Source organism: Streptomyces montanus, from assembly GCF_005786655.1.
Classification (GTDB): domain Bacteria; phylum Actinomycetota; class Actinomycetes; order Streptomycetales; family Streptomycetaceae; genus Streptomyces; species Streptomyces sporangiiformans.
The window spans coordinates 133,883-160,857 of record NZ_VBZC01000013.1 but is presented as its reverse complement, the minus strand read 5'-3'; the positions used below and the strand labels follow the sequence as shown (position 1 = coordinate 160,857).

The 26,975-nt window shown below is 71.2% G+C and carries 24 protein-coding genes and 1 pseudogene; 9 read left to right on the top strand and 16 right to left on the bottom strand.

Features of this window, described 5'->3' with window-relative positions; genetic code table 11:
* The gene (locus FE633_RS14425; RefSeq protein ID WP_138045535.1) at positions 1 to 1,176 is read right to left on the bottom strand and encodes a glycerophosphodiester phosphodiesterase; all 1,176 of its coding nucleotides are present in this window, start codon (positions 1,174 to 1,176) and stop codon (positions 1 to 3) included.
* Between the two features lie 538 nt (positions 1,177 to 1,714).
* Between FE633_RS14425 and FE633_RS14415 the strand changes: the two genes are divergently transcribed.
* Complete coding sequence (locus FE633_RS14415) at positions 1,715 to 2,404, top strand: lysophospholipid acyltransferase family protein (protein ID WP_119100068.1); 690 nt, start codon at positions 1,715 to 1,717, stop codon at positions 2,402 to 2,404.
* Between the two features lie 56 nt (positions 2,405 to 2,460).
* Here the strand turns inward: FE633_RS14415 and FE633_RS48340 are convergent.
* From FE633_RS48340 to FE633_RS14395, 4 genes and pseudogenes are all read right to left on the bottom strand, one after another.
* Positions 2,461 to 2,766: pseudogene (locus tag FE633_RS48340) on the bottom strand (MFS transporter); the annotation flags it as partial.
* A 23-nt stretch (positions 2,767 to 2,789) separates the two neighbouring features.
* On the bottom strand, positions 2,790 to 3,761 hold the full coding sequence (locus FE633_RS14405; protein ID WP_138045533.1) for an aldo/keto reductase: 972 nt from the start codon (positions 3,759 to 3,761) through the stop codon (positions 2,790 to 2,792).
* A 137-nt stretch (positions 3,762 to 3,898) separates the two neighbouring features.
* On the bottom strand, positions 3,899 to 5,326 hold the full coding sequence (gene argH, locus FE633_RS14400) for an argininosuccinate lyase (protein ID WP_138045532.1): 1,428 nt from the start codon (positions 5,324 to 5,326) through the stop codon (positions 3,899 to 3,901).
* A 164-nt stretch (positions 5,327 to 5,490) separates the two neighbouring features.
* Positions 5,491 to 6,684: an argininosuccinate synthase gene (locus FE633_RS14395; RefSeq protein ID WP_138045531.1), complete on the bottom strand. Its 1,194-nt coding sequence runs from the start codon at positions 6,682 to 6,684 to the stop codon at positions 5,491 to 5,493.
* Positions 6,685 to 6,943: 259 nt separating this feature from the next.
* On the opposite strand from FE633_RS14395, the gene FE633_RS14390 reads away from it, so the two are divergent.
* From FE633_RS14390 to FE633_RS14365, 6 genes are all read left to right on the top strand, one after another.
* The gene (locus FE633_RS14390) at positions 6,944 to 7,831 is read left to right on the top strand and encodes a hypothetical protein (RefSeq protein ID WP_138045530.1); all 888 of its coding nucleotides are present in this window, start codon (positions 6,944 to 6,946) and stop codon (positions 7,829 to 7,831) included.
* A 121-nt stretch (positions 7,832 to 7,952) separates the two neighbouring features.
* Entirely contained in the window at positions 7,953 to 8,540 is a 588-nt protein-coding gene (locus FE633_RS14385) for a pyridoxamine 5'-phosphate oxidase family protein (protein ID WP_138045529.1), read from the top strand.
* A 3-nt stretch (positions 8,541 to 8,543) separates the two neighbouring features.
* Positions 8,544 to 9,242, top strand: a complete 699-nt coding sequence (locus FE633_RS14380) for a L,D-transpeptidase family protein (RefSeq protein WP_138045528.1) — start codon at positions 8,544 to 8,546, stop codon at positions 9,240 to 9,242.
* A 168-nt stretch (positions 9,243 to 9,410) separates the two neighbouring features.
* Positions 9,411 to 10,748 (top strand): ferredoxin reductase family protein, encoded by a 1,338-nt coding sequence (locus tag FE633_RS14375; RefSeq protein WP_138045570.1) that lies wholly within the window; start codon positions 9,411 to 9,413, stop codon positions 10,746 to 10,748.
* 19 nt (positions 10,749 to 10,767) lie between these two features.
* Entirely contained in the window at positions 10,768 to 11,598 is an 831-nt protein-coding gene (locus tag FE633_RS14370; protein WP_138045527.1) for an FMN-binding protein, read from the top strand.
* Positions 11,591 to 12,382 (top strand): FAD:protein FMN transferase, encoded by a 792-nt coding sequence (locus FE633_RS14365; protein ID WP_138045526.1) that lies wholly within the window; start codon positions 11,591 to 11,593, stop codon positions 12,380 to 12,382. Before FE633_RS14370 ends, FE633_RS14365 begins: the two co-directional genes overlap by 8 nt.
* Before the next feature lie 19 nt (positions 12,383 to 12,401).
* Here FE633_RS14365 and FE633_RS14360 read toward each other — a convergent pair whose 3' ends face one another.
* From FE633_RS14360 to FE633_RS47760, 8 genes are all read right to left on the bottom strand, one after another.
* Positions 12,402 to 12,944 carry an arginine repressor gene (locus tag FE633_RS14360; RefSeq protein WP_138045525.1) on the bottom strand — a complete coding sequence of 181 codons (543 nt, stop codon included), beginning with the start codon at positions 12,942 to 12,944 and terminating at the stop codon, positions 12,402 to 12,404.
* Between the two features lie 7 nt (positions 12,945 to 12,951).
* Positions 12,952 to 14,199 (bottom strand): acetylornithine transaminase, encoded by a 1,248-nt coding sequence (locus FE633_RS14355; RefSeq protein ID WP_171059948.1) that lies wholly within the window; start codon positions 14,197 to 14,199, stop codon positions 12,952 to 12,954.
* A complete protein-coding gene (gene argB, locus FE633_RS14350) occupies positions 14,196 to 15,107 on the bottom strand; it encodes an acetylglutamate kinase (protein ID WP_138045524.1) in 912 nt (303 codons plus the stop codon). Before argB ends, FE633_RS14355 begins: the two co-directional genes overlap by 4 nt.
* Positions 15,104 to 16,255, bottom strand: a complete 1,152-nt coding sequence (gene argJ / locus FE633_RS14345; protein WP_138045523.1) for a bifunctional glutamate N-acetyltransferase/amino-acid acetyltransferase ArgJ — start codon at positions 16,253 to 16,255, stop codon at positions 15,104 to 15,106. Before argJ ends, argB begins: the two co-directional genes overlap by 4 nt.
* A complete protein-coding gene (gene argC / locus FE633_RS14340) occupies positions 16,252 to 17,280 on the bottom strand; it encodes an N-acetyl-gamma-glutamyl-phosphate reductase (RefSeq protein WP_138045522.1) in 1,029 nt (342 codons plus the stop codon). Before argC ends, argJ begins: the two co-directional genes overlap by 4 nt.
* 91 nt (positions 17,281 to 17,371) lie before the next feature.
* The gene (locus FE633_RS14335) at positions 17,372 to 19,378 is read right to left on the bottom strand and encodes an FtsX-like permease family protein (protein ID WP_138045521.1); all 2,007 of its coding nucleotides are present in this window, start codon (positions 19,376 to 19,378) and stop codon (positions 17,372 to 17,374) included.
* A gap of 33 nt (positions 19,379 to 19,411) precedes the next feature.
* The gene (locus FE633_RS14330; RefSeq protein WP_138045520.1) at positions 19,412 to 20,161 is read right to left on the bottom strand and encodes an ABC transporter ATP-binding protein; all 750 of its coding nucleotides are present in this window, start codon (positions 20,159 to 20,161) and stop codon (positions 19,412 to 19,414) included.
* Between the two features lie 768 nt (positions 20,162 to 20,929).
* A complete protein-coding gene (locus FE633_RS47760; protein ID WP_212747217.1) occupies positions 20,930 to 21,214 on the bottom strand; it encodes a hypothetical protein in 285 nt (94 codons plus the stop codon).
* 18 nt (positions 21,215 to 21,232) lie between these two features.
* On the opposite strand from FE633_RS47760, the gene FE633_RS49225 reads away from it, so the two are divergent.
* Both FE633_RS49225 and FE633_RS14320 read left to right on the top strand, forming a co-directional pair.
* A complete protein-coding gene (locus tag FE633_RS49225; protein WP_281291182.1) occupies positions 21,233 to 21,361 on the top strand; it encodes a hypothetical protein in 129 nt (42 codons plus the stop codon).
* 128 nt (positions 21,362 to 21,489) lie between these two features.
* The gene (locus tag FE633_RS14320; protein ID WP_138045519.1) at positions 21,490 to 24,336 is read left to right on the top strand and encodes a carbohydrate-binding protein; all 2,847 of its coding nucleotides are present in this window, start codon (positions 21,490 to 21,492) and stop codon (positions 24,334 to 24,336) included.
* A gap of 13 nt (positions 24,337 to 24,349) precedes the next feature.
* Here FE633_RS14320 and FE633_RS14315 read toward each other — a convergent pair whose 3' ends face one another.
* From FE633_RS14315 to FE633_RS14305, 3 genes are all read right to left on the bottom strand, one after another.
* The gene (locus FE633_RS14315) at positions 24,350 to 24,802 is read right to left on the bottom strand and encodes a hypothetical protein (RefSeq protein ID WP_246113607.1); all 453 of its coding nucleotides are present in this window, start codon (positions 24,800 to 24,802) and stop codon (positions 24,350 to 24,352) included.
* Between the two features lie 115 nt (positions 24,803 to 24,917).
* Entirely contained in the window at positions 24,918 to 26,114 is a 1,197-nt protein-coding gene (locus FE633_RS14310) for a DUF6745 domain-containing protein (protein WP_138045518.1), read from the bottom strand.
* A gap of 195 nt (positions 26,115 to 26,309) precedes the next feature.
* Entirely contained in the window at positions 26,310 to 26,906 is a 597-nt protein-coding gene (locus FE633_RS14305; protein WP_171059947.1) for an ABATE domain-containing protein, read from the bottom strand.
* Between the last annotated feature and the right edge of the window lie 69 nt (positions 26,907 to 26,975).

Sequence of the window (26,975 nt, the reverse complement as noted above, 5' to 3'; positions counted from 1 at the left end):
TCAGCCGTTGACGAAGTCCTCGCGGGCGAGGAGGCCGGTGTCCGCGTTGTCGGTGAAGATGCCGTCGATGCCGGTCTTGAAGTAGACCTGGAAGGCGCCGAAGGCGTCACCGTAGGCGTTCGGGTCGGTGCCCTTCCTGAAGTTCGCGGGCAGGAAGGTGTTCTCGTTGCGCATCGTGTACGGGTGCAGGATCAGGCCCGCGTCGTGCGCGTCGTCGACGAGTGTGGTCGGCGTGGTGAGGTTGCCGCTCGCGTCCCTCGGGATGATCAGGTCGACGGTCGGGCCGATCCCCTGCGCGTACGAGGCGATCCACGCCAGGCCCTCGGGCTTGACCAGGTCGGCGACGGTGCGCGGGTCACCGGCCTGGACGAAGTCCCAGGGGCGGCTGTTCGCGGAGGACAGCAGCACGACGAGCGGGTTGTCGACGAGCTTGTTCAGGCGCTGGATGCTGCTCGGCTCGAAGGACTGCAGGAAGACGGGGGCGTTCTTCGTGTGCTTGCCGTACTTGCGCAGCAGCTTGGCGAGCGGCTCCTCCAGGCCCAGGCCGAGCTTCCGGAAGTAGGTGGGGTGCTTGGTCTCGACGTGCAGCCACACCTCCTTGCCGCGCTCACGGCTCTCGCGGGCGGCCCAGCGCAGGACCTCCTCGAAGGTGGGGATGTCCCACCGGCCGTCGTAGAGCGTGTTGCGCTGGCGGGTGCCCGGGATGCGTTCCTTGGCGCGCAGCGTCTTCAGCTCGGCGAGCGTGAAGTCCTCGGTGAACCAGCCGGTGAGGGAGGTGCCGTCGACGCTCTTCGTCGTTTTGCGGTCGGCGAACTCGGGGTGGGCCGCGACGTCGGTGGTGGCGGTGATGTCGTTCTCGTGACGGCACACGAGGTGGCCGTCCTTGGTGGGCACGAGGTCCTGTTCGATGACGTCCGCGCCCAGGTCGAGGGCCAGTTGGTACGAGCCGAAGGTGTGCTCCGGGCGGTAGCCGCTGGCGCCGCGGTGTCCGATGACCGTCGGCACGGGCAGGCTCTTGTAGCCTCCGCCGCCGGGGCGCTGCTCGGCGGCCGCGCTCTCGGCTCTCGCGGCGCCGGGCAGTCCGAGGACCGCTCCGCCCGCGCCCAGCACCGCTGCGCCGAGCAGCGTCCGCCGTCCCGTGCCCCGTCCCTGCTCGTCCGGCGTCTGCGTCCCCATGAGCTCTCCTCCCGTTGTGCCGCCCTGACCTGTCGAAGCGGGTCGATCGTAGGTGGGCTTGGGTGACGGGTGGGAGACCTGCGACGGAACACGTGGGTGATGCTGGATGTCGTACGGGGGCTGCGAGTTGACGGGGCGTCGGCTTCACCGTGTTTTCTCGCCCCCGCCGCCCCTACCCATTCCCGTCCCCTGGGGCTCCGCCCCAGACCCCGCTCCTCCAACGCCGGAGGGGCTGAATTTTCGTGGCCCGGCCGGCATCAATCAGCCCGTCCGGCGTTTGAGGACGAGGCCGCAAGGCCGATACGGGGGTCTGGGGGCGCAGCCCCCAGGAACGCGGCGGGGGCGAAAACCATGGTTCTGGGCCGGAGGCGGCGGTGCGGGATTCGTCACAACGTCTCGTCCGCATGTCACGCGTGAAACGGGACGCCACCCCAGGTAAACATGTGGCGACACTGCGTATCCAGTTCGTGAACCCGGTGTGCAATACCCCGGTAGCCACGAGTATCGTCCTCACCTGCAGAGACCTTCACCAAATCCCTTGACACCGGAGGGCCCGTTGTCCCGCTTCGTGTTCATCAAGGCAGTGCTCGGACCGATCATGCGCCTGATGTTCCGCCCACGGGTGGAAGGCGCGGAGCACATCCCGGGCTCCGGACCCGTCATCCTGGCCGGCAACCACCTCACGTTCATCGACTCGATCGTGCTGCCGCTGGTCTGCGACCGTCAGGTCTTCTTCATCGGCAAGGACGAGTACGTCACCGGCAAGGGAATCAAGGGCCGCCTGATGGCCTGGTTCTTCACAGGCGTCGGCATGATCCCGGTGGACCGGGACGGTGCGAGCGGCGGCGTAGCGGCGCTGATGACGGGCCGTCGGATCCTGGAGGAGGGCAAGGTCTTCGGCATCTACCCGGAGGGCACCCGCTCCCCCGACGGCCGCCTCTACCGAGGGCGTACGGGCATCGCGCGTCTTACCCTGATGACCGGCGCCCCGGTCGTCCCCTTCGCGATGATCGGTACCGACAAGCTCCAGCCCGGCGGCGCCGGCATCCCGCGCCCCGGCCGCGTCACGGTCCGCTTCGGCGAGGCGATGGAGTTCTCACGGTACGAGGGCATGGACCGCGACCGGTACGTCCTGCGCGCCGTCACCGACTCCGTGATGGCGGAGGTCATGCGTCTGTCGGGTCAGGAGTACGTCGACATGTACGCCACCAAGGCCAAAGCCGCGTAACCGCACACGACTTCGGCACACGGCGGGCTGCTCCTCGGGGCAGCCCGCCGTTCGCGTGCGGACTCCACCGCGCCGCCCAGGGACTCGTGCGCGACGGCGGCTGCCCGGGGGCGTACCGGGCGGAGCGGCGAAGCCGCCGTATGCGCCGGTGGCGATGGATCCGAGCAGCGCGATACCGCCGAGCAGCGGACAACCGGTGGACTGGCTCAGCAGCGTGAGCGCGCCCAGCGCGAGGCCGATCGCTGCGCCACCGATCGCGGCGAGCCCGCCCGCGACGACGGTGTGCACCGAATGGCGGGCGCCATCGTGCCCGCGGCCGGACCGGCCGCCGCGCCCGCGCCCGCCGCCCTCAGGCGCAGCAGTTGGTCAGTGCCAGGGCAGCTGATCAGTGCCAGGGCAGCTGCCCGCGCCGCTCCCAGTACGCCCCCGGTTCCTCGGCGAGCGCCGCGAGCCGGGCCAGCTGGTCGTCGTCGAGGTCCACCACCGCGGCGTGCAGATTGGACACGAGCTGGTTGACGGTGGCCGCGCCGGAGAGGACGACGCCCGCCCAGGGCTGCCGCAGGACCAGAGCCAGAGCCACCGCGTCGGAGCCGAGCTCCGCCTGTTCGGCGATGGCGCGCACCGCGTCCGGGGCGTGCGGATCGGCAAGGCGGCCGTTGGCCATGGCTTCCTTGACGATCACGGTGTGTCCGGCGTCGTGCGCCTCGGCGAGCGCGGGCGCGGCGGAGGTCTCCAGCACGTTGTACGTGGCCTGGACGGTACGGAAGAGGGGCTCGCCGTCGACGGTCACGGCGAGTGCGGCGCGGATCGCGTCGGCCTGCGCGGGACCGCTGGTGGAGAAGCCGACGGTCAGTCCCTCGGCGGCCGCTTCCGCCAGTTTGGCGTGAAGTTCCTTGTCGGTGAGGGCCGGGCTGTCCGGAGTCACCGAGTGGATCTGGTAGAGGTCGAGCCGGTCGCCGAGCAGTTCGGCGGTCTCGGCGCGCTGCCGCTCGTACGTGCCCACGCTGTGGTCCTTGACCTCGTGTTCCTCGGCGTCCGTGCGCCAGTCCGCCGTGTACGTGTAGCCCCACTTGCTGCCGATGACGACATCGTCGATGTCGGGCCGGGTGTGCAGCCAGTCGGCGAGGAACTCCTCGGAGCGGCCGTACGAGCGGGCCGCGTCGAAGTAGCGCACGCCCTGGGCGTAGGCGGCCTCCAGGAGTTCATGGGTGCGTTCCCGCAGCGCGTCGACGCTGCGGGATTCCGGGAGATCGGACGCGCGGCCGAGGTTGATATAGCCGGGGCGCCCGACGGCGGCGAGTCCCAGGCCGATGTGGCAGGTGGGGGTCGTCGCAGAGGCGAGTCGTGCGAAGGGCATCGCGGGCTCCGTTCGGTCGCTCCTTTACGGCTGCCGACCCAACGTAACCCGCGAGGCGCTCGCTTCACTGCCGGGGCACCCGCCGACGCGTGCCCCGGCGCGCACACGCGGGCGATCACCCATACCTGATCAGGCGCTCACTTGCGGGCCCTCGCCCACTCGTGCTGGGCCGCCACGTCCGCCTTGACCTCGGCGAGCTGGGCGGCGACCGCGCTGGGTGCCGTGCCGCCGCGACCGTGGCGGGAGGCCAGGGCGCCGGGGACGTTGAGGACGCTCCGCACGTCGGGTGTCAGATGCGCGGAGATCTTCACGAACTGCTCGTCGGTGAGATCGTCCAGCTCGACGCCGTCGGCCTCGGCCACCTTCACGCACTCGCCCGCGACCTCGTGCGCGACCCGGAAGGGCACGCCCTGCCGGACCAGCCACTCGGCGATGTCGGTGGCGAGCGAGAATCCGGCCGGGGCCAGCTCCTCCATGCGCTCGCGGTGGACGGTCAGGGTCGCCATCATGCCGGTGAAGGCCGGGAGCAGGACCTCCAGCTGGTCACAGGAGTCGAAGACCGGCTCCTTGTCCTCCTGGAGGTCGCGGTTGTACGCCAGCGGGAGGGCCTTCAGCGTGGCCATCAGCCCGGTGAGGTTGCCGACGAGCCGCCCCGACTTGCCGCGCGCGAGCTCCGCGATGTCCGGGTTCTTCTTCTGCGGCATGATCGACGAGCCGGTGGAGAAGGCGTCGTGGAGGGTGACGAAGGAGAACTCCTTCGTGTTCCAGATGATGATCTCCTCGGCGATCCGGGAGAGGTTCACGCCGATCATCGCGGTGATGAAGGCGAACTCGGCGGCGAAGTCCCGCGAGGCCGTCCCGTCGATGGAGTTGCCCGAGCTGCCGCGCTCGAAGCCCAGGTCGCGCGCGACGGCCTCCGGGTCGAGTCCCAGACTGCTGCCGGCCAGCGCCCCCGAACCGTACGGCGACACGGCCGTCCGCTCGTCCCACTGGCGCAGGCGCTCGGCGTCCCGGGAGAGGGCCTGCGCGTGGGCCAGCACATGGTGGGCGAACAGGACGGGCTGGGCGTGCTGAAGGTGCGTACGGCCCGGCATGGCGACGTCTGGGTGGGCCTCGGCCAGACCGATCAGCGCGTCCTGGAGGTCGGCGATCAGGCCGCCGATGATGCGGGCGTGGTCGCGCAGATACATCCGGAAGAGCGTGGCGACCTGGTCGTTCCTCGACCGGCCCGCGCGCAGCTTGCCGCCGAGGTCCGGGCCGAGCCGCTCCAACAGGCCCCGCTCCAGGGCGGTGTGGACGTCCTCGTCGGCGATGGTGCCGACGAAGGAGCCGTCGGCGACATCGGCTTCGAGCCGGTCGAGGCCCGCGAGCATGCGCTCCAGTTCGTCGGCCGTGAGGAGGTCCGCCTGGTGCAGCACGCGCGCGTGGGCCCGCGAGCCGGCGATGTCGTACGGCGCGAGCCGCCAGTCGAAGTGGACGGACGCGGACAGCTTCGCCAGGGCCTCGGCGGGACCGTCGGCGAAACGGCCGCCCCAGAGCCGTACGTCACCGCTGTTGCTGCTCACTTGCTGTGCTCCTCAAAGAAGGCGATGTGCGACCGCCTCCTCACTGTTCCAGTGAGGAGGCGGTCGTCAGGCTATTACGGGACCACACCCCGTCAGGGGCGCGGGGAACTGCGCGATCAGCCCCATAGACCCGCACGTCATGTCCCGGAGTCCAAGCGGAGCGCCTACGCCTGGTCCCGCTTGGCCGCGATCTTGGACGACAGGGCGAAGATGTCGATGAAGCCCTGGGCCTTGGACTGGTCGAAGGTGTCGCCCGAGTCGTAGGTCGCGAGGTTGAAGTCGTAGAGCGACTCCTCGGACCTCCGGCCGGTGACGACGGCGCGGCCGCCGTGCAGGGTCATCCGGATGTCGCCGGAGACGTGCTGGTTCGCCTCGTTGATGAAGCCGTCCAGGGCGCGCTTGAGCGGCGAGAACCACAGGCCGTCGTAGACCAGCTCGCCCCAGCGCTGCTCGACCTGCCGCTTGTAGCGGGCCAGTTCGCGCTCGACGGTGACGTTCTCCAGCTCCTGGTGGGCCGTGATCAGCGCGATGGCGCCGGGAGCCTCGTAGACCTCGCGGGACTTGATGCCCACGAGCCGGTCCTCGACCATGTCGATCCGGCCGATGCCCTGGGCTCCGGCGCGCTGGTTGAGCTGCTGGATGGCCTGCAGGACGGTGACGGGCTTGCCGTCGATGGCGACCGGGACACCCGCCTTGAAGGTGACGATCACCTCGTCGGGCTCACGCGGGAGCGCCGGGTTCTGCGTGTACTCGTAGACGTCCTCGATCGGGCCGTTCCAGATGTCCTCCAGGAAGCCGGTCTCGACGGCGCGCCCGAAGACGTTCTGGTCGATGGAGTACGGCGACTTCTTGGTGGTGGCGATCGGCAGGCCCTTCTCCTCGCAGAAGGCGATCGCCTTGTCCCGGGTCATCGCGTAGTCGCGGACCGGGGCGATGCACTTGAGCTCGGGGGCGAGGGCGACGATGCCGGCCTCGAAGCGGACCTGGTCGTTGCCCTTGCCGGTGCAGCCGTGGGCGACAGTGGAGGCGCCGTGCTTCTGCGCGGCGGCGACGAGGTGCTTGACGATCGTCGGCCGGGAGAGCGCCGAGACGAGCGGGTAGCGGTCCATGTAGAGGGCGTTGGCCTTGATCGCCGGGAGGCAGTACTCGTCGGCGAACTCGTCCTTGGCGTCCGCGACCTCGGCCTCGACGGCACCACAGGCGAGCGCGCGCTTGCGGATGACGTCCAGGTCCTCGCCGCCCTGGCCGACGTCCACGGCAACGGCGATGACCTCGGCGCCCGTCTCCTCGGCGATCCAGCCGATGGCGACGGAGGTGTCCAGGCCGCCCGAGTAGGCGAGTACGACGCGCTCGGTCACGGGTTTCTCCTCACAGTGCATTCGCTGACATGCATGAGTATGCAGGACTCTGCATGGTTCGTCAATCTCGGGTTACCGGCGGATCGCCGACGGATCACCGCAGAACAAATCTCAGGTTTCGTTTGAACGCGAGAAACCGCTTTCTCGTATCTCCCGCTGAACGCCGGCGCCGCGTTTGTAAACCACTTCACCCGCACAGGAGTGCGCCGCCCGATCGACCACGGGCGGCCCCACCCCCGACCAGGAGCGAGGCTTCCGTATGTCCAGGGCTCTCCCGAAGTACCACAAGCGCCGCGTGGCGATCATCGGCGGCGCCGCCGCGGTGGTGTTGTCCGGGGCGGTGATCGCTGGATCGGCCCTGGCCGGAGAGACGTCGAACAGCGGCGATCAGGCCGCCGGTACGAAAGCGTCTCCCGGCACGGTGAACTGCCCGGCGGTGGAGGGCAGCCTGCCGGCGATTCCCGCCTCGGCCCAGGCCGAGGTCGACCGCAACCTCGCCCAGCTCGACACCCAGATCGCCGAAGCGAACAAGAGACTCGTCGACACCGTCGGCCAGGGCGGACCCAACTTCGTCCAGAACGCCATCCTCGGCCCCCTGGAGGACAAGCGCGTCGCCGCGCTCAACCGCATCGAGACCGCCATCGGACGCGCCGCCGAGAAGCCCGAGGGCCTCGAAGCCCTCGCGGCCTGCACCCTCGACACGGGCGGTGCGGCCGACGCCGGCGCCGAGGACGAGGCGGCCGACGAAGCGGCGGGCGGGAACGCCAACGGCGCCGGCAACGCGAACGGCGCCGGGGACGCGGGCAACGCGGAGGACGCAGGCGAGGCCGAGGACGCGGGCAACGCCGGCGCCGCCGGCACCATCAGCTGCCCCGACGTCGAGCCGAGCCTTCCCGAGATCCCCGCCTCGGCCCAGGCCGAGGTCGACCGCAACCTCACCCAGCTCGACACCCAGATCGCCGAGGCCAACCAGCGGCTCGTCGACACCGTCGGCCAGGGCGGACCCAACTTCGTCCAGAACGCCATCCTCGGCCCCCTGGAGGACAAGCGCGTCGCCGCGCTCAACCGCATCGAGACCGCCATCGGACGCGCCGCCGAGAAGCCCGAGGGCCTCGAAGCCCTCGCGGCCTGCACCCTCAACAAGTAGCGCCACCGTGTAACGACCTCCGTGGTCGCCCCGAACGTCGGCCGGGGCGGCCACGGAGCCCGCGCGGCGAGCCCGGAGAAATCCTTAGACCGCCGAAGGACTTTCACCGATAATCGTCGCCATGGGAAAGACCTACGAGCGCATAGACGGCAGGCTGCGTACGTTCATCGAGGCGCAGCCCCTCTTCTTCACCGCGACCGCGCCCCTGTCCGGCGACGGCACGGTCAACCTCTCCCCCAAGGGCCTCAAGGGATCGTTCGCGGTACTCGACGAACTCACCGTCGCCTACCTGGACTTCGCCGGAAGCAACGCGGAGACCATCGCCCACCTTCGTGAGAACGGGCGGATCACCCTCATGTGGTGCGCCTTCCAGGGCCCGCCCACCATCGTCCGCGTACACGGCCGCGGCGAGCCGGTCTTCCGTGACGACCCGCGCTTCAAGGAACTCCTGGCCCGTTTTCCGGACATCGACACGACTCCGCACGGTCTGCGCGCGATCATCGTGGTGACGGCGGAACTCGTCCGCGACACCTGTGGCTACGCGGTGCCCTTCATGGCGTACGAGGAGGAGCGCGACCTGCACGCCAAGCGGTTCGCGCGTGAGGACGACGCGTCGCTGAACACGTACTTCCGCAAGAAGGAGCACGTGGAGACCAGCCTGGATGGCCTACCCGGGCTGCCGCTGCCCCTGCCGCCCAGTACCGTCTGAGCCATGCGCCCCGGAGCCGCTGTCCTCGTGTCCGCGTCCCTCCTCGTCCTCGCCCCCGGCGGCCCCGCCGAACGCCTGCCGCTGCCCGAGCGTATGGCGGACACCGGCGGCGGCAGCCAGCTGATCATCGCGCGGGCCTCCCGGACCTCCTCGACGACGGGCACGGTCACCTGGTGGGACCGGCGCGACGGCCACTGGGTGAAGACCGGTTCCGCGCCGGCCCGCTTCGGGGCGCGGGGGCTCGCCGAGGGCGGCTCCCGCAAACAGGGCACGAACACCACACCCACCGGCCTGTACGACCTGCCGTACGCGTTCGGCATCGGACCTGCGCCGCGAGGGACGGCCGTCACGTACCGCCGGGTGCACCAGAACTCCTGGTGGTGCCAGGACAACGACTCCCGTTCCTACAACCGCTGGACCGAGCCGCGCCCGGCCGACTGCCGCGCCGCCGAGGCCGAGCACCTGATCTCGTACGGCAGGCAGTACGCGTACGCGCTCGTCATCGGCTTCAACTACGAGCGGCCCGTGCGTGGGCGAGGCGCGGGGATCTTCCTGCATGTCAACGGGCGTGGAGCGACGGCCGGTTGTGTCTCGGTGCCGCGGAACGCGATGCGGCGCATCCTGGACTGGGCCGACCCCGCGCGCACACCGCACATCGCCATCGGCACGGCGAGCGGACCGACGGCGATCACGCGCTACTGAGGACGAGCGTTACCGACAGTCACTCCGGTCCGCACCGGACTCGGCCGGTCTCTGAACGCACAGCCGCCGCCGCACGTACCACTGGGCCAAGGGCCACTCCCCTTTCGCCAGTCCCACGGAGGAACCGTGAGTACGATCGCCGGCGGTCGCGCTGCGCGGCGCCAGACAATGCGCCGTATCCGCCCTCGCCGCAACCCTGCCGTCCCGCTGCTGCTCGCTGTCTGGGCGGGCGCGGTGGCGGTGGTCTGGCTGTGGTGGAGCAACACCCCCGCCATCGCGGACAACACAAGCCGGATACTCAACGCGGGCCGGATCACCGGTCTGCTCGCCGGGTATCTGATGGCTCTGGTCGTGCTGCAGATGGCCCGCGTACCCGCGCTGGAACGCCGGGTCGGCTCCGACCGGGTGGCACGCTGGCACGCGTTGAGCGGCCGCTACACGCTCTGTCTGGTGCTCGCGCATCTCGTGCTGACCATGTACGGCTACGCCCTGCAGGCCGGCCTCGGCTTCTCGGGGATCGTGCAGCAGACCATCGAATCGATCAACACGCTGCCGGACATGGGCAAGGCCGCGATCGGCACCGGCCTGCTGCTGTTCATCGGCCTGATCTCCACCGGCGGAATCCGGCGCATGATCGGGTACGACACCTGGTACCACATCCACCTGCTCACGTACGCGGCGGTGTACCTGTCGTTCTGGCACCAGTTGACCACCGGGAACGACTTCGCCGTCCAGCCCGCCGCGACCACGGCCTGGTACGTGCTGTACGGGTCCGTGACCGCACTGGCGCTCTGGTACCGGGTGCTCGTGCCGGTCCGGCTCAACATGCGGCACCGCATGCGGGTCGCGGAGGTCGTCGAGGAGGCGCCCGGGATCGTCTCGGTGCTGATCTCGGGACGGCGGCTGCACCGGCTGGGCGCCGAGGCCGGGCAGTTCTTCCGGTGGCGCTTCCTGGCGCCGGGCATGCGGTTCAGCTCGCACCCGTACTCGCTGTCGGCGGCGCCGCGCCCCAACATGCTGCGCGTCACGGTGAAGGCGATCGGCGACCACAGCAGCAGGCTGCGCGAGCTGGAGCCCGGTACCCGCGTATGGGCCGAAGGCCCCTATGGGGCAATGACCGCGTCCCGGCGCAGCCGCGGCAAGGTGCTGCTGGTGGCCGGCGGTGTCGGGATCACCCCGATGCGGGCGCTGTTCGAGACGCTGCCCGGCGCGGCCGGTGACCTGACGCTGCTCTACCGGGCCAACAGCACCCAGGACCTTGCCCTGTGGGACGAGCTGGCCTCGATCGCCGACGAGCGGGGCGCCCGGCTCATGTACGCGGTCAACAGCCCGGACGGGGAACGCCCGGACATCTCGGCGGAGACCCTGCGCCGGAAGCTGCCGGACATCGACAGCCATGACGTCTTTCTGTGCGGGCCTCCCGGCTTCGCGCAGCAGGTGTACGAAGCACTCCGCGGCGCGGGCGTTCCGGCCCGCCGCATCCATCACGAGTCGTTCGAGATGTGAGCGACGGGAGTCAGGAGACATGAAGAAGAGCCACCCCATTCGGCGTGCCGTCCTCGCCACTGCCGCCACCGTGTCCGGAATCGTGTTGGTCCTGTCGCTGAAGCCGGCGTCGGATCCTACGGCCGCGTCCGCGCAGGGCGGGGCGCCCCAGGGGGCGGCCCAGTCGCCGCAGGGCGGCAGCTCGCAGCAGCAGGCCGGCGGGGCCGGCACGCTCACCGGCAACGTGGCCCAGACGCAGTACGGCCCGGTCCAGGTCCGCATCACCATGAGCGGCGGCAAGATCACCAAGGCTGAGGCGGTGCAGAAGCCCAGCGGCGGGCGCAGCACGCAGATCAGCGGCAACTCGGTGCCCAAGCTCAACCAGGAGGCCGTCGCCGCGGGCAGCGCCGACATCGACGCCGTCTCCGGCGCCACCTACACCAGCGCCGGCTACAAGAAGTCCCTGCAGTCCGCCCTGGACCAGGCCGGTGCGGCGGGCGGCGGGCAGGAGTCGGGCCAGGGCTCCGGTGCCGAGGCCGGATCCGGTGCCGGGGCAGGTGCCGGCTCCGGAGCGGGAGCCGGCTCCGGTTCGGGGCAGACGCAGGTCCTGACCGGCGACGTCGCGCAGACCCAGTACGGCCCGGTCCAGGTCCGTGTCACCGTCAGCGGCGGAAAGGTCACCGAGGCCGAGGCGCTGCAGAAGCCCAGCGGCGGGCGCAGCACGCAGATCAGCGGCAACTCGGTGCCCAAGCTCAACCAGGAGGCCGTCGCCGCGGGCAGCGCCGACATCGACGCCGTCTCCGGCGCCACCTACACCAGCGCCGGCTACAAGCAGTCGTTGCAGTCCGCCCTGGACCAGGCCGGTGGCTGAGCCCACGGAGGCTCCTCCCGCGGCGGTGCGCCACGCGGAGGAGGTCATGGGCACGGTCGTCTCGTTCGACATACGCGGCGGCGAACCCAAGGCGGTCCGGACCGCCTTGGAGGAGGCGATCGCCCAGCTCCACACGGTGGACGCGGTGTTCAGCACCTACCGGGAGGACAGCCAGATCTCCCGGCTCGGCCGCGGCGAGCTGACCGTCGACGCGTGCGACCCGGAGGTCGCCGAGGTCCTCGAACTGTGCGCCCAGGCCGAGCGGTTGAGCGAGGGCTGGTTCAGCACGGAGTACGCGGGTGTCCTCGACCCGACGGGGCTGGTGAAGGGCTGGTCGGTCGAGCGTGTGGCCCGGCATCTGCTCGCGGCCGGGGCGACCGGCGTGAGCGTGAACGGCGGGGGCGACGTGCAGCTGTGCGGCACGCCGGGGCCGCAGCGGCCGTGGCGGGTCGGTGTGTCGGATCCGCTGCGCCCCGGCTCCCTCGCGGCGGTCGTCTCCGCGGCCGGCGCCGACGAACTGGCCATCGCCACGTCCGGTTCCGCCGAGCGCGGCACCCACATCGTGGACCCGAGCACCGGCCGGTCCGCGGTCACCGACCTGGTGGCCGTGACCGTGGTGGGCCCCCGGCTCACCTGGGCGGACGCCTGGGCGACGGCGGCCTTCGCGATGGGCTCCCGGCAGGCCCTCGGCTGGCTGGAATCCCTGCCCGGCATCGAGGCGCTGCTCATCACGGCGGGCGACGAGGTCCGGTGCACCGGAGGTCTCGCCGCCCGTCTCGGTTAGGGCCCGCCTGTCTCGGTCGTCAGTGGTGGTTGTTGTGCTGCGCCAGTCGCAGCAGATGATCCGCCAGCGCCTGACCGCCCGTCGGGTTGCGGCTGATCAGCAGCAGGGTGTCGTCGCCGGCGATGGTGCCGAGGATGTCGTGCAGTTCCGCCTGGTCGATGGCCGAGGCGAGGAACTGGGCCGCACCCGGCGGCGTACGCAGGACCACGAGGTTGGCGGACGCCTCCGCGGAGATCAGCAGCTCCGCGGAGAGCCTCCGCATCCGCTCTTCCTTGGCCGACTCGCCCAGCGGCGCGCGCGGGGTGCGGAAGCCGCCCTCGCTCGGTACCGCGTAGATGAGGTCACCGTCGTTGTTGCGGATCTTCACCGCGTTCAGCTCGTCCAGGTCCCGGGAGAGCGTCGCCTGGGTGACGGTCAGCCCGTCGTCGGCGAGGAGCTTTGCCAACTGGCTCTGGGAGCGCACCGGTTGCCGGTTGAGGATGTCCACGATCCGGCGGTGGCGTGCGGTGCGGGTCTGGGGCACGGCAGGCCCGGCCTGCTCGTGATCCTGCGCCTGACTCATCGTCGTCTCATTCTCCGGATCGTCCGTCCCCGTCGGCTGCCTTCGCCGCGTTCGCAGCCTTCGCCGCGCTCGCGCTTGCGTCGAGGACGCCGGGCAGCGCCCGGAGGAGGGCGTCCACCTCGTCGTCGCGCAGGTTCAGCGGCGGCATCAGCCGTACGACATCGGGGGCGGGCGCGTTCACCAGGAGGCCGGCGTCCTGAGCCGCCTGTTGCACCTGGGGCGCGAGCGGCTCGGTGAGCACGATACCCAGCAGAAGGCCCGAGCCCCGGACATGGCCGATCATCGGGTTGCCCAGTGATTCGATTCCGTCCCGCAGCTTTTCGCCCGCCCGCTTCACGTTCTCCAGCAGGCCCTCGGCCTCGATGGTGTCGAGGACGGCGAGTCCGGCGGCGCACGCGACCGGGTTCCCGCCGAACGTCGTGCCGTGGTGGCCGGGCTTCAGGAACTGGGCGGCCCTGCCGAAGGCGACGGTCGCGCCGAGGGGCAGTCCGCCGCCGAGCCCCTTCGCCAGCGTGACGATGTCCGGGAGGACACCCTCGTGGGCCTGGTACTCGAACCAGTGCCCGGTCCGCCCGACCCCCGTCTGCACCTCGTCGAGGACGAGAAGGCTGCCGGTAGCCGCGGTGATGGCACGGGCCGCCTTGAGGTAGCCGGCGGGCGGCACGACCACGCCGTTCTCACCCTGGATCGGCTCGATGACGACCAGCGCGGTGTCCTCGGTGACGGCGGCGGCCAGCGCCTGCGCGTCGCCGTACGGGACGTGCGTGACGTCGCCCGGCAGCGGCAGGAACGGCTCCTGCTTGCCCGGCTGCCCGGTGAGCGCGAGGGCGCCCATGGTCCGGCCGTGGAAGCCGCCCTGGGTGGCCACCATGTGCGCACGCCCGGTCAGCCGGCCGATCTTGAAGGCGCCCTCGTTGGCCTCCGCTCCGGAGTTGCAGAAGTACACGCGTCCGTCACGTCCGAAGAGCTGGAGCAGCCGTTCGGCGAGCGCGACGGGAGGCTCGGCGACGAAGAGGTTGGAGACATGGCCGAGTGAGGCGATCTGCTTGCTGACGGCCTCGACGATCGCGGGGTGGGCGTGGCCGAGCGCGTTCACCGCGATCCCGCCGACGAAGTCGAGGTACTCCTTGCCGTCGGCGTCCCACAGCTTGGCGCCCTCACCACGGACGAGCGGCAGCCGCGGGGTGCCGTAGTTGTCCATGAGCGCGCCCTGCCACCGCTGGGTGAGCTCGGTGTTCATCGAGGTCCCGGTCATGCGTCCCCCTCGGTCTTTTCGTCCGGCACGACCATCGTGCCGATGCCCTCGTCGGTGAAGATCTCCAGCAGGATCGAGTGCTGGACCCGGCCGTCGATCACGCGCGCCGTGGTGACGCCGTTGCGCACGGCGTGCAGACACCCCTCCATCTTCGGCACCATGCCGCTGGCCAGGTCGGGCAGCAGCTTCTCCAGTTCGGAGGCGGTGAGGCGGCTGATCACCTCGTCGGAGTTCGGCCAGTCCTCGTAGAGGCCCTCGACGTCCGTGAGGACCATGAGGGTTTCGGCGCCAAGTGCCGCAGCGAGTGCCGCAGCCGCCGTATCAGCATTGACGTTGTAGACATGTCCGTCGTCCTGGGAGCGGGCGATCGATGAGATGACCGGGATCCGGCCGTCCGAGAGCAGCGCCTCGATCGCGCCTGTGTCGATTTCGGTGATCTCGCCGACCCGCCCGATGTCGACCAACTCCCCGTCGATCTCGGGCTGGTGCTTGGTGGCGGTGATGGTGTGCGCGTCCTCGCCGGTGAGTCCGACGGCGAGCGGTCCGTGCTGGTTGAGCAGCCCCACGATCTCGCGCTGCACCTGTCCGGCCAGGACCATGCGTACGACGTCCATCGCTTCCGGCGTCGTCACCCGCAGCCCGGCCTTGAACTCGCTCTCCAGTCCGTGCAGATCGAGCTGCGCGTTGATCTGGGGGCCGCCGCCGTGCACCACGACGGGCTTGAGGCCGGCATGCCGCAGGAAGACGACGTCCTGGGCGAAGGCGGCCTTCAGGTCCTCGTTCACCATGGCGTTGCCGCCGAACTTGATGACGACCGTCTTGCCGTTGTGCCGGGTCAGCCAGGGCAGGGCCTCGATGAGGATCTGGGCCTTGGGCAGTGCGGTGTGTTTCCGCGTCACATTGCTCATGAGGAATACGCGCTGTTCTCGTGGACGTAGTCCGCGGTGAGGTCGTTGGTCCAGATCGTGGCGGTCTCGCCGCCCGCGGCGAGGTCCGCGACGATGTGGACCTCGCGGTAACGCATGTCGACCTTGTCGCGGTCTTCGCCCACGCCACCGTTCTTGCAGACCCATACGCCGTTGATGGCGACGTTCAGCTGGTCGGGCTCGAAGGCGGCCGTGGTGGTGCCGATGGCGGACAGGACACGGCCCCAGTTGGGGTCCTCGCCGTGGATGGCGCACTTGAGGAGGGTGTTGCGGGCGATGGAGCGGCCCACCTCGACGGCGTCGTCCTCGGTCGCGGCGTTGATCACCTCGACCTTGATGTCCTTGCTGGCGCCCTCGGCGTCGCCGATGAGCTGCCGGCCGAGGTCGTCGCAGACCGCGCGTACGGCTTCGGCGAACTCCTCGTGGTCCGGGGTGACTTGGGAAGCCCCGGAAGCGAGCAGCAGCACGGTGTCGTTGGTGGACATGCAGCCGTCGGAGTCGACACGGTCGAACGTGGTGCGGGTGGCGGCGCGCAGCGCCCCGTCCAGTACGTCGCTCTCGACATCGGCGTCCGTCGTGAGGACGACGAGCATGGTGGCGAGGCCGGGGGCGAGCATGCCGGCGCCCTTGGCCATGCCGCCCACGGTCCAGCCGTCGCCGGTGGCCACGGAGGTCTTGTGGACGGTGTCGGTGGTCTTGATGGCGATGGCGGCCTTCTCACCGCCGTGCTCGTCCAGGGCGGCGGCGGCCTGTTCGACTCCCGGCAGCAGCTTGTCCATGGGGAGCAGTACGCCGATGAGGCCGGTGGAGGCGACGGCGACCTCCCCGGCGTTGTGACCGAGGATCTCGGCGGCCTTCTCCGCGGTGGCGTGCGTGTCCTGGAAGCCCTTGGGTCCCGTACAGGCGTTGGCGCCGCCGGAGTTGAGGACGACTGCGGAGACGAGGCCGCCCTTGAGGACCTGCTCCGACCACAGCACCGGCGCGGCCTTCACCCGGTTCGAGGTGAAGACGCCCGCGGCGGCCAGACGGGGGCCGTTGTTGACCACGAGGGCGAGGTCCGGGTTGCCGTTCTCTTTGATGCCTGCTGCGATGCCCGAGGCGGTGAAGCCCTTGGCAGCGGTGACACTCACGGTGCGACTCCGATCGTGGTAAGCCCGAGCTCCTCGGGAAACCCGAGGGCGATGTTCATGCTCTGCACCGCGCCGCCCGCGGTGCCCTTGGTGAGGTTGTCGATGGCGCTGATCGCGATGATGCGGTGCGCGGTCGCGTCGTGCGCGACCTGGATCTGAACGGCGTTGGAGCCGTAGACGGACGCGGTCGAGGGCCACTGCCCCTCGGGCAGCAGGTGGATGAACGGCTCGTCGCCGTAGGCCTTCTCGTAGGCCGCCCGTACGGATTCCGCCGTGACGCCGTCCCTGGCCTTCGCGCTGCAGGTGGCGAGGATGCCGCGGGGCATCGGCGCGAGGGTGGGCGTGAAGGAGACGGTGACCGGCTCACCGGCGGCCGCGCCGAGGTTCTGGATCATCTCGGGGGTGTGCCGGTGGACGCCGCCCACGCCGTACGGGGACATGGAGCCCATGACCTCGGAGCCCAGCAGATGCGGCTTGGGCGCCTTGCCCGCGCCCGAGGTCCCGGAGGCGGCGACGATCACGGCCTCGGGCTCGGCGAGCCCCGCCGCGTACGCGGGGACGAGCGCGAGCGAGGCGGCCGTCGGGTAGCAGCCGGGTACCGCGATGCGCTGGGACCCCTCCAGCGCGGCGCGGCCACCCGGCAGTTCGGGCAGGCCGTACGGCCAGGTCCCGGCGTGCGCCGAACCGTAGAACTTCTCCCAGTCCGCGGCGTCCTTCAGCCGGAAGTCGGCCCCCATGTCCACGACCAGGACGTCCGGGCCGAGCTGCTCGGCGACGGCGGCGGACTGTCCGTGGGGCAGCGCCAGGAAGACGACGTCATGCCCGCTGAGCACGTCGGGAGTGGTTTCCCGGAGCACGCGGTCGGCCAGTGGCAGCAGGTGCGGCTGCAGCGCACCGAGGCTCTGACCGGCGTTGGAATTGCCGGTCAGAGCGCCGATCTCGATCTCGGGGTGGGCCAGGAGCAGGCGCAGCAGCTCTCCGCCCGCGTACCCACTCGCTCCCGCCACCGCCGCACGTACCGTCATGGAACCCTCCTCCTGGGATGGCATGACTATACGTTTCGCTGCACGTTTATGCAATTGGCTACGATCCCGTCGCCGCCCCGGGCCGCCGCTGTCAGTCCGCGGTCTGTGCCGGGTCGGCCGTCACCCTCCGCAGCAGCGGCCTGCTGCCACTGATCGCGGCGAACATGACCAGCACGCCCACCGTGACGCACACGGCCAGTTGTACCGCGCCGGAGGTGCTGATCGTGCTGCCCGCCGCCTTGTTGAACTGGAACGCGGCGTAGATGCCGGTCGCGGTCGTGCCGCCGGCGAGGACGACCAACGGCAGAGCCGTCTCCCGGACCCTTGCCCGGTCCAGCACTTTCAGCGGGGTGCCGGTCAGTCGCAGCAGGCCGTACACCCGGCGCCGGTCAAGGACGTTCGCGGCTGCGGTGAGACCGGCGGAGGCGATGGCCACGGCGAAGCTCACGGCCAGGAGGACGGTGCCCAGGTCGGCGAGGCGCTTGGTGTATATGTCGTCCTCGGCGTTGAGGTAGTTCTGGGTGCGCGGCAACGGCCCGGACGTGAGCGGCTGCAGAACGGTGAGGGCCGTGTCGACCTGAGCCGGGCCGCCGGTGACGCGAACGATCACGCCCTTGTCATCCACCAGGATGTCGTTGCCCCCGATGCCGACCTTCGCGGTGACCCCGGCCTCGCGCAGCAGCGTACGGGCCTCGGCGGCCGCGTGCCCTGCCTTGGCCGCGCTCGCGGTGGGCAGAGCGACCTGACCCCGGTAGTCGAAGCCGATGCCACCGAGCTGGCCGACGGTGAAGAACCCGGCCACGAACCCGGCCAGCACGAGACCGCTGACGGTGCGCCAGGCGCCGCGCGGATCGTCGCTGAGCCGGCGCGCGGCCAGCAGAGTCGCCGGGCGGCGGGCGAGACGGCCCACGATCCGGCCCAGCCGGTCCACGACCCACGGGCCGAGCAGCCAGAACGCGCCGTAGAACAGCGTCATCAGGGCGACCATCTGCCCGGGCTTGAGGTCGCCACCGTCCATGGACGATCGGATGTAGACCAGGGCTGCCGCGAACAGCACCAGCCGGATCAGCCGAGTGCGGCGCGGGTTCGCCTGCTGGGCAACACCGAGGGGCGAGGTCGCCACCTGGCGCAGCATCGACATCGCGCTGAAGGCGATCAACCCGGCCACCGCGACCACGACCGTCACCAGCCAGGGCAGCCCCACCCACAGCTCGCCGGTGTACCAGCCGCCGATGCCGTACGGAACCTCGGCCAGGGCGGGCAGCAGGGCGCAGTACGCCAGCGCACCCGCCAGAGCCCCGGCCGCGCCGACGGCCGTCGCCTCCAGGCCGGTCATCGCGAGGATCTGGCGCGGTGTCGCGCCGGCCAGCCGGAGCGCGGCCAGCCGCTGCTCGCGCCGGGCCGCTCCCAGCCGCCCCGCCGCCGCGGCCAGCACCATCACGGGCACGGCCACCAAGCCCACGCCCAGCAGCATGATGCCCTGGTCGCCTGCGGTGAACAGGCTCGGCTCGGTCCCGGAGAACCCGGATATCCCGGCCCGCGCGCTCTGCCCCTCGTCGAACCAGCTGCCGTCTCCCCCGGCCGCCGTGGACACCGCGGGGTCGGTCGAAGCCCGGCCCACCACGGCGACCAGTTCGTCGGGCGATGCAAGACCGGCCGCACCGATCGTGCCGTACGACGATCCATCGGCCGCCTTCGGAAAGCGGTTGGCCAGCTGGTCGGCGGGCAGCTTGTGCATCAGTTCGGCCAGGGCGGGCGAGACGTACACCTCGCCCTTCTTGGGGAAGCTGGTCAGGCCCGGCGGTGCGGGAGTCGCCTTGCGGTCGGGCAGCTGGGCCAGCGACACGACGGTGACGGGCTCGTCGCGGACGAACGTCGTGGCCAGGGCCTGGACGGCGGTGCCGTGCCGGGCGGGCTCGGGGATGCGCCAGGCGGTGCGGTCGGCGCGGGCGCCGGAACCGAGGTAGGCGGCGAGCAGCACCAGCAGGACGAGCGAGCCGACGGCGGCGGCCCCGGCCGCGAGCAGTTGGCTCTGCAGGCCGCGGCGGCCGGATGAGCGGGCCAGGTGCCAGGTCAGGGGTGGGACAGGGGAACGCATGAGATCTCCGGAGGTCTTTTCGGCGCGGTCGGGTCAGGCGACCGTGTACTGGCTGTGGCTGCTGATCCGGCCGTCGCGGACCTGGAGGATCCGGTCGCAGTGCGCGGCGACGTCGGCGTCGTGGGTGACCATGACCAGGGCGGCGCCCTGATCGCGAGTGACGGAGGTCAGCAGGCGCACGACCTCCTCGCTGGTGGCCTGGTCCAGGGCACCGGTCGGTTCGTCGGCGAAGACGACGTCCGGTTCGACGACCAGGGCGCGGGCGATGGCGACGCGCTGGGCCTGGCCGCCGGACAGCTGGCCGGGCCGGCGGCGTTCCAGTCCGTCGAGGCCCAGCGGCGCGAACCAGCGGCGGGCGCGGACGACGGCCCGCCGGCGGGGCATGCCCTCCAGCATCAGCGGCAGGGCGACGTTCTCCTCGGCGGGCAGCTCCGGCAGCAGCTGGCCGAACTGGAAGACGAACCCGAACCGCCTGCGGCGCAGGGCGCTGAGCCGGTTCTCCCCCAGCTTGTCGATCCTCCCCCTGGGGGCACCCCCGGCCGAAGGCTGGGGGACTTCGGCCGGGGGGACCCCCATCTCGCTTCGCTCGCCGCGCAGCAGCACCTGGCCACCGTCGGGGCGGATGATCCCGGCCAGGATGTGGAGCAGGGTGGACTTGCCGGAACCGGACGGTCCCATGATCGCCAGCGAGTCGCGCGCGCCGACCTCGACGTCCACGTCGGCCAGCGCGGTGGTGGAGCCGTACTTCTTGGTGAGGCCGTGACCGGCCAGAACGGTGCTCATGACGTGACGTGGTCCTCTTCTGGTCTTTTCCGGCGCTCGAACTTCCAGTGGCGGTGCGGTGGTTCGTGGCCTGCGGAGTAAGCGGCTCCACCCTCGCCCGCGAGCCCGGGCGCGCGCCTCGGCCGAACGGTCAGGGTTCGCGGGACGGCTCCTCGACCATTCGGCCGATCCCGCCGCCCGGCGCACGCAGCCCGCAGCCCGGCGCTCTCGGCCGCCTGGCGCTCGCAGCCGGCTGGCGAGGGTTCTGCGAGACTCCGCGAGTCGCTCGGTGGATCGTGAGACGCAAGGGAGAGGGCGGATGGGCGAGATGCCCCCGGTGCTGTGGCTCGGCGGACCGCCAGGGGCCGGCAAGACGACCGTGGCCCGGGTGCTCGCGCGGCGGCACGGGCTGCGGTGGTACAACGCGGACGCCCGTACGTGGGGGCACCGGGACCGGGCGATCGCGGCCGGGCACACGGCCGCGATCGCCTGGGAGCGGCTTCCTCGCGCCGAGCGGTGGACGGCACCGGTCGAGGACCTGCTCGCGATGTCCCTGCACCATGAGCGTGGCGCGATGATCGCCGACGACGTACGCGCCCTCCCCCGGTCGCCTCTCGTCATCGCCGAGGGCACACCCGTCACACCGTCCGTCGCGGGCGTGTGCGGAACGGGCGCGTGCGGAACGGGCGCGTCCGGGCGGGCCGTGTGGCTCCTGCCGACGGCGGAGGTGCAGTACGCCCGGCTCGTCGAGCGGGGGCTGTCGCCGGGCGAGGGCGCCTTCCCGCTGTATCAGGCGCTGCGGCGGGAGATCGAGGCGCGGGTGGAGGAGTACGGCGGGCGAAAGCTGGTCGTCGACGGGCGACAGAGCGTGGCGGACACCGTCGCGGAGGTGGAGGCGCTGTTCGCCGGGCCTCTGGCCGAAGGGCCCGTGGCTGCGACGGCCGTCGAGCGCCGGCGGCTGTCGCGGTTCGCCAACAGGGCCGTCGTCTCGCAGTACCAGCGGTTCTCCGCCCGCCCCTGGGCTCCGGACGGTGCGCTGAACACGGTGTACGGGTCGCGTGCGAATGCGGGCACGACGCGTGCACGGCGGACGTGGAGCTTGCCGTCGCCGACTTTCCCGAGCTCCCCGACAAGGGCTCACTGCCTGTCCTGGCACCGGGACACCACGACGCCGTCGGATTCGCCGGATTCCAGTCCTGGGACGACCGCGGCTATGGGTGAGGCCGAACCCCCTGCCCTCTCGGGGTCGCTGTCCGCCCGTAGGAGGAGACGTCCCCCGACGTGGATCCGGGCCGGCCCCTTCGACGGTACGACGCCCGCGTCCCCGGCCCCGTGGTCCGCTGGATCGCATGGCTATGGACAGGCGTACGGCGGTGAAGGTGTTGGGGCTCGGGTCGTTGGGGGTCAAGGGGGGTGCGGGCCTGTTCCAGATCCCAGGGGGCACGCGGGCGGCGGCGATCACGGTGCAGGGCGAGTCGGCCGTCCGCACGAACATCCCCACGGTCCGGGACCGCCGGGCTTCGGGTGGCGCGTTACTGGCGCTGGCGACGGCACGACGGCCCCCGGAACGAGGCTGGTACGCGACATACGAGGTCGACGTCCCCGCCGAAGGGCCGTACCGGATCGTCGCTGTGGCCACGGTCCCGGTCGAGCAGCCGCACATCGAGGAGGTCGGCTCGTACTTCAAGCTCGCGGTGGGCGACGGTCCCCCGGTCCCGGTCGCCCGCTCGCAGCCGTACTGGTACGAATCCACCCCCGCGTGGGGTGACCTGTCCGAACTTGACCTCGGCGTCGTCGAGTTGGTGAGCGGCCGGAACACGATCACATTCGTGGCCGATGAGCCGGCCGTGCTGACCGACTCCACCGGTTACCGGTTCCTCCTCGACCGGTTCACGCTGACGCCCGTGACCGGCGGCGTCGCGCCCCTGGGCATCCACCTCGGCGACCCGGCCCACAACCTGGGCACGTACCGGGGCGACGAGCCCGAACTCCCGCGACTGACCTTCGTCCTGGAGGCACGTACGAAGGAGCTTCGCGCGCTCGCGTTCACGGTCACCGACTACTTCGGGAACGAGGTCGCGCGAGGGCGGGCGACCGTCCCGGCCGGCCAGGAACGGGCAACGATCACGCTGCCGGAACTGCGCCAACTGCCGCCCGGGCATTACCGGGTGACGGCAGGGGACGTGACCGGCTGCTTCGCGCGGCTACCGGATCGGCGGCCCGTCCCCGGCCCCGGCAACCGCTTCGGCGTCAACACCTACGTCTTCTCCCTCGTACCGCCCTCCCGGCTCGACGCCTTCGCCGCCGCGATGAAGGACATGGGCGCCGGACAGGTACGCGACGGAATGTCCTGGCCCGCCGCCGAGCCCCGCCGGGGCGTGTACGACACACGGCTGTACGACGGTGTGCGACGGGCCTTCCACCGCCACGGGCTCGCGACGCTCGACGTACTGACCACCGCCCCGGAGTGGGCGATGACCCAGGCCTCGCTGCCGCTGCCCGCAGATCTGCGCGACGCGTACCGCTACGCCGCCCGTCTGGCCGCCGCCGCGCCCGACGCGATCCAGCTGTCGAACGAGCCCGACGTCGACCGGACCAGTTCCACCGGCGACCAGCACGCGGCCTTCGTCAAGGCGGCCGCGCTCGGGATCGCGGACGCGGGCCCGACGACCACGACCACCGTGCTCCCCGGCATCGCGGAGGCGGGCAGCCACTTCCAGATCCTCATGCTGCAGAACGACGTGGCCCGCTACGCCGACGCCTGGGGCTTCCACGGCTATCCGGATCCGAGCGACCAGGAAGACCCCGCGTTCCCCGAAGCGGCAGACATGCAAAGAGAATTGCGCCGTCTGTACGGGGCGGAGCGGCTGCCAATGTGGATGACCGAGGCCGGGATCCTCCTCGACGCACGGCCCGGCACGGACCTCACCCCGGCACAACAGGCCGTCCAGGCCCGATATCTCGTCCGCGCGACGGTGCTGAGCCTGGCGGCCGGGACGGGGAAGCAGTTCTGGTTCGGCGGGCCGCCGCTCCACGACGAGGGCGTCTACTTCGGGCTTCTCAGCCGCGACTTCCAGCCCTGGCCCGCCTACAGCGCCCTCGCCGCACTCACCTCACTGCTCGGTGAGGCGCGCTTCGTGGAGCGGTTGTCCGACGCGTGTTACGTCTTCGCGGCGGGCGCGGGGCGGCGGGTCACGGTGGCCTGGAAGCCTGCGACGGATGCGGAGTCGGAGGGAGAGGCGGAGGGAGCGGCGGAGGGAGAGGTCGACGGGGAGACAGCGATTCCGGTGGTGTCCGGGGCGACCGCCGAGCTGTTCGACATCATGGGCCGGCATGTGGGGACGGTCGGGCCCGAGGGGCGGGTGAAGGTGTCGCGGGACCCTGTCTATGTCGTGCAGGAGGGCGTGCAGCGAGCCGTCGGGGAGAAGGGTGGCCCGGACTCCCGCCCCGCAACCCCTCCCCTCTCCGCAACCTCTCCCCTGTCCCCCGCCCCTCCCCTGTCCGTCGCCGAGCACATCGTGCTCAGCCAGCGGTTCGACCTCGCGAACGCGGCGCCGAACAAGGCGGACGGCGACGCCGAACCGCCCCTCGGCTACCGGCTGTCCACGACGACCCGGATGTCGGTCGACGTCTACAACTTCAACGAAACGCCCCAGACCGTCGAGCTGACCGGCCGCGCCTTCGGCGACTGGACGATACGGCCGACCCGGGCGCCGGACCGTATCACCGTGCCCGCCAAGGGCCGTACGAGCGTGGAGTTCACGATCGTCGCGGGGAAGGGCGTGCGCCGGGGCGTGGACCATCCCCTGGTCTTCGAGGCGACGATCCCCTCGGCGGACGGCGACCGCTCCGTCCCACCCTCCGTCTCCCGTATCCAGCGCAGGTCCCGCAGGCGCGGCAGCCCGATCCCGCTCGCGCCGTCCATCACCCGGCTCACACCGGCCGACGGGACCCTGGTCGACGGCCCCGACATCCGTCTGGCGGCCCGGATCACCGACGCGCTGTCGGGCGTGGACACCGCGCGTGTCGACGTCGAGGTGGACGGCCGGCACGCGCCGGGCCACTACGACCCGGCCACCGGACGGCTGACGGCCGACCTGCGGCTGCGTCCCGGCCGCCACGAGATCCGGGTCCGCGCGTACAACCGGGCGCACGCCCCTGCGCAGGCGTCGGTGACGGTGACCGTGAGCGGGTAGCCGGTCGGGCGCGTCAGTCCGCGATCATGCGGTTGGCGGACCACGCCCGGCGTTCCGTGCTGCGCTCGCGCTGACGGCGTATGACATAGCGGCCGGGCGCGATGCCCGTGCCGCCGTGCTCGGGGTGGATGAGATACGCGACCGCCTTGGTGTCGATGACGCCGAGGGCCAGGCGTGTGGGGTCGTAGAGGCTGTTGGTGAAACGGCAGGTGCCGGGGTCGGCGACGAGCGAGTGCGGGTTGCCGCCCGCGGCGCTGCGCAGCAGCTCGATGCCCCCGGCCGGGACATCCTGCCACCGCACGTACGACTGCTGGGAGACGCTGTGTTCGACGAACGCGTACGGGATGACGATCAGGTCGCCCTGGGCCTGGAGGCCGTCGACGACGGGGATGGTCACCTGGCGCTCCAGGTGGTCGAGGACGTCGAGACCGGTGAGGTCGGTGAGATCGGCAAGGGTCATGGTCATGTGGGTCACCTTGAGTGTGAGGGCCTGTGAAGGCGATGAGTGGGGGAAGATCCTTGAGACCTGCGTGCGGGGAGGTCGGCGCCGACGGATGAGGGCCGAGGCCGCCCGAGCCGTCTCAGGTACGGCGGACGAGTCGGGCGTACTGCTCGCCGGACAGCCCGTACGTCCAGCCGGCCGCCGAGAGCGGGTCCTCGATGTGGTCGGGCACGCTGAGCCCGTAGCGCCGGCGGCGGCCGTCCGGCTCGACCGAGCCGTTGACGACGAGCAGCAGGCGCGCGGGACGGCCCCAGAGTTCCCGGGGTACGTCGTAGAGGTGGAGGTCGGAGCCGGGGTTGCCTGGGTCGCCGGCCGTGCCGACGCGCCGGAGTCGGGCCTGTTCGATGTAGCTGCCCCAGCCGATGCGTTCGATGGCGCTGCGGCGCACTTCCACGTTCCGCTCGGCGTGGATGCGCTCGACGGTCGGAGCCTTGACCACCCACTCCGGTACGTGGGTGCCGTGCAGGACGTGGACCTCAGCGCCGTCCGCGAACCGGACGGCAGGTCCGTCGTCGCGGTGCAGTCGCAACTCGCCGTGGAAGCCGCTGGGCTGGGGCTCGGTATGGATCTCGGTGGGCCGCTCGGACATCACGCACATGCCGTCGCCGGGCCACCACCAGCCCGTCGACCGGGCCAGTTCGGTCCACAGGCCCAGTTGGTCCTGGTCATCGCCCAGGTAGGTGGCCAGGCCGACGCGCGCGAACACGTCGTAGTGGGCGACCCAGGCGGCGTCGTGCTGGCCGTACCAGGCCAGACCCGGCGAGCCCACGGCCGGGGGCGTCAGCTCCGTACGGACCGGGGCGCACACCGCGTCGCGCAGTGTGGCGGTCAGCGCGTCGTACACGACGGCCTCGACCACGTCGGCCGCCGCGATGCCCGCCGCGAGCGCTTCGTCGGGCGCCAGGGTGCGTGCCGTCCCCGGCGTGGGGTCGGCCCACGCCCATGAGGACCGTGCGGACGGCCGGTGGCCGATCCGGTCGTTCATGCGTTCCCGCAGTTCCGACGCCAGATTGGCCAGCCGGGCGACCAGGGGCCAGTCGGATCCCTGTGCGGGAACTGCGGCGGCGTCCAACCGCACGGGGCGGAAGCGGTCGTAGTGGTCGAGCGTGACCTGCCGCGCCGCGGCCGGGGAGGGAACCCAGACGAAATCGGGCGGTGGTGCGCCGATCAGGCGGTACAGGGCGGTGACGGCGGCCTCCGCTCTCGGCCGGTCGGCCGGGCGGACGGACAAGCCGTACTTGAGCCAGTCCTCACTCAACACGCGTGCCAGAGCCACGCGTTCGGCGGAGGAGTCGGGCCAGGCGAAGGAACTGCGCGCGCTGCGCGCGCCTCGGAGTGATCCCCCTCGGGGATCCGGCACGGCGCTCACCAGAGGGTGGCGGTGTCCGCCTCTCGCATCATCATGCGGATGATCGTGACAGGGCGGGGCAGAGATCCGCAAGGCCTTTCCCGGACCAGGCCGGATCGTCGCTCACCGCTCCTTGCGGGCCGCGTAAGCCCGTGCCGCCCGTACCCGGTTGCCGCATTTCGTCGTGCACCAGCGGCGGGCCGCGTGGGAGCGGAGGAACCAGCGGGCACAGCCCTGGGCGGCGCACTCGGTCAGCTGGTCGGCCTCGGAGCCGGTGAGGAGTTCCGTGGCGTCCTCGGCGAGGAGGGAGAGCGCGGCGGCGGCCGGGTTGCCCGTGTCGGGCTCGTCGGCACGGTGCGGGCCGTCGGACGTCCAGGCGAGCCGTGGCGTCGAAGGGGCGGCCGCCAGCGCGGAGTTGAGGGTGTCGAGGCTCTCCCCCGGCGGCACGGCGCGGGCCGCACGCGCTTCGAACAGCGGCCGCAGGGACTCGCGCAGCCCGAGGAGCCGGCCGAACTGCCGCCCGTTCAACGCCACCCGGTCCGGCAGCAGCTCATGGCGTACGAGCCACAGGTGCGCGGCCTCGGCGTCGTCGAGCAGGTCGACCAGGCCGTGGCTCAGCGTAAAACGCGTGTTGACCAGGGAGAGCGAGACATAGCGCTCCTCGCCGGGAACCGGGAGCTGGTGCAGGTAGTGGGGGGCGTCATGATCCACGCCTCTCATGTTAATGCTTGCGATTCACCGTGAGAAGACTTAGCGTTCCTCACGCTGAACGAGAGAAAATACCGTGAG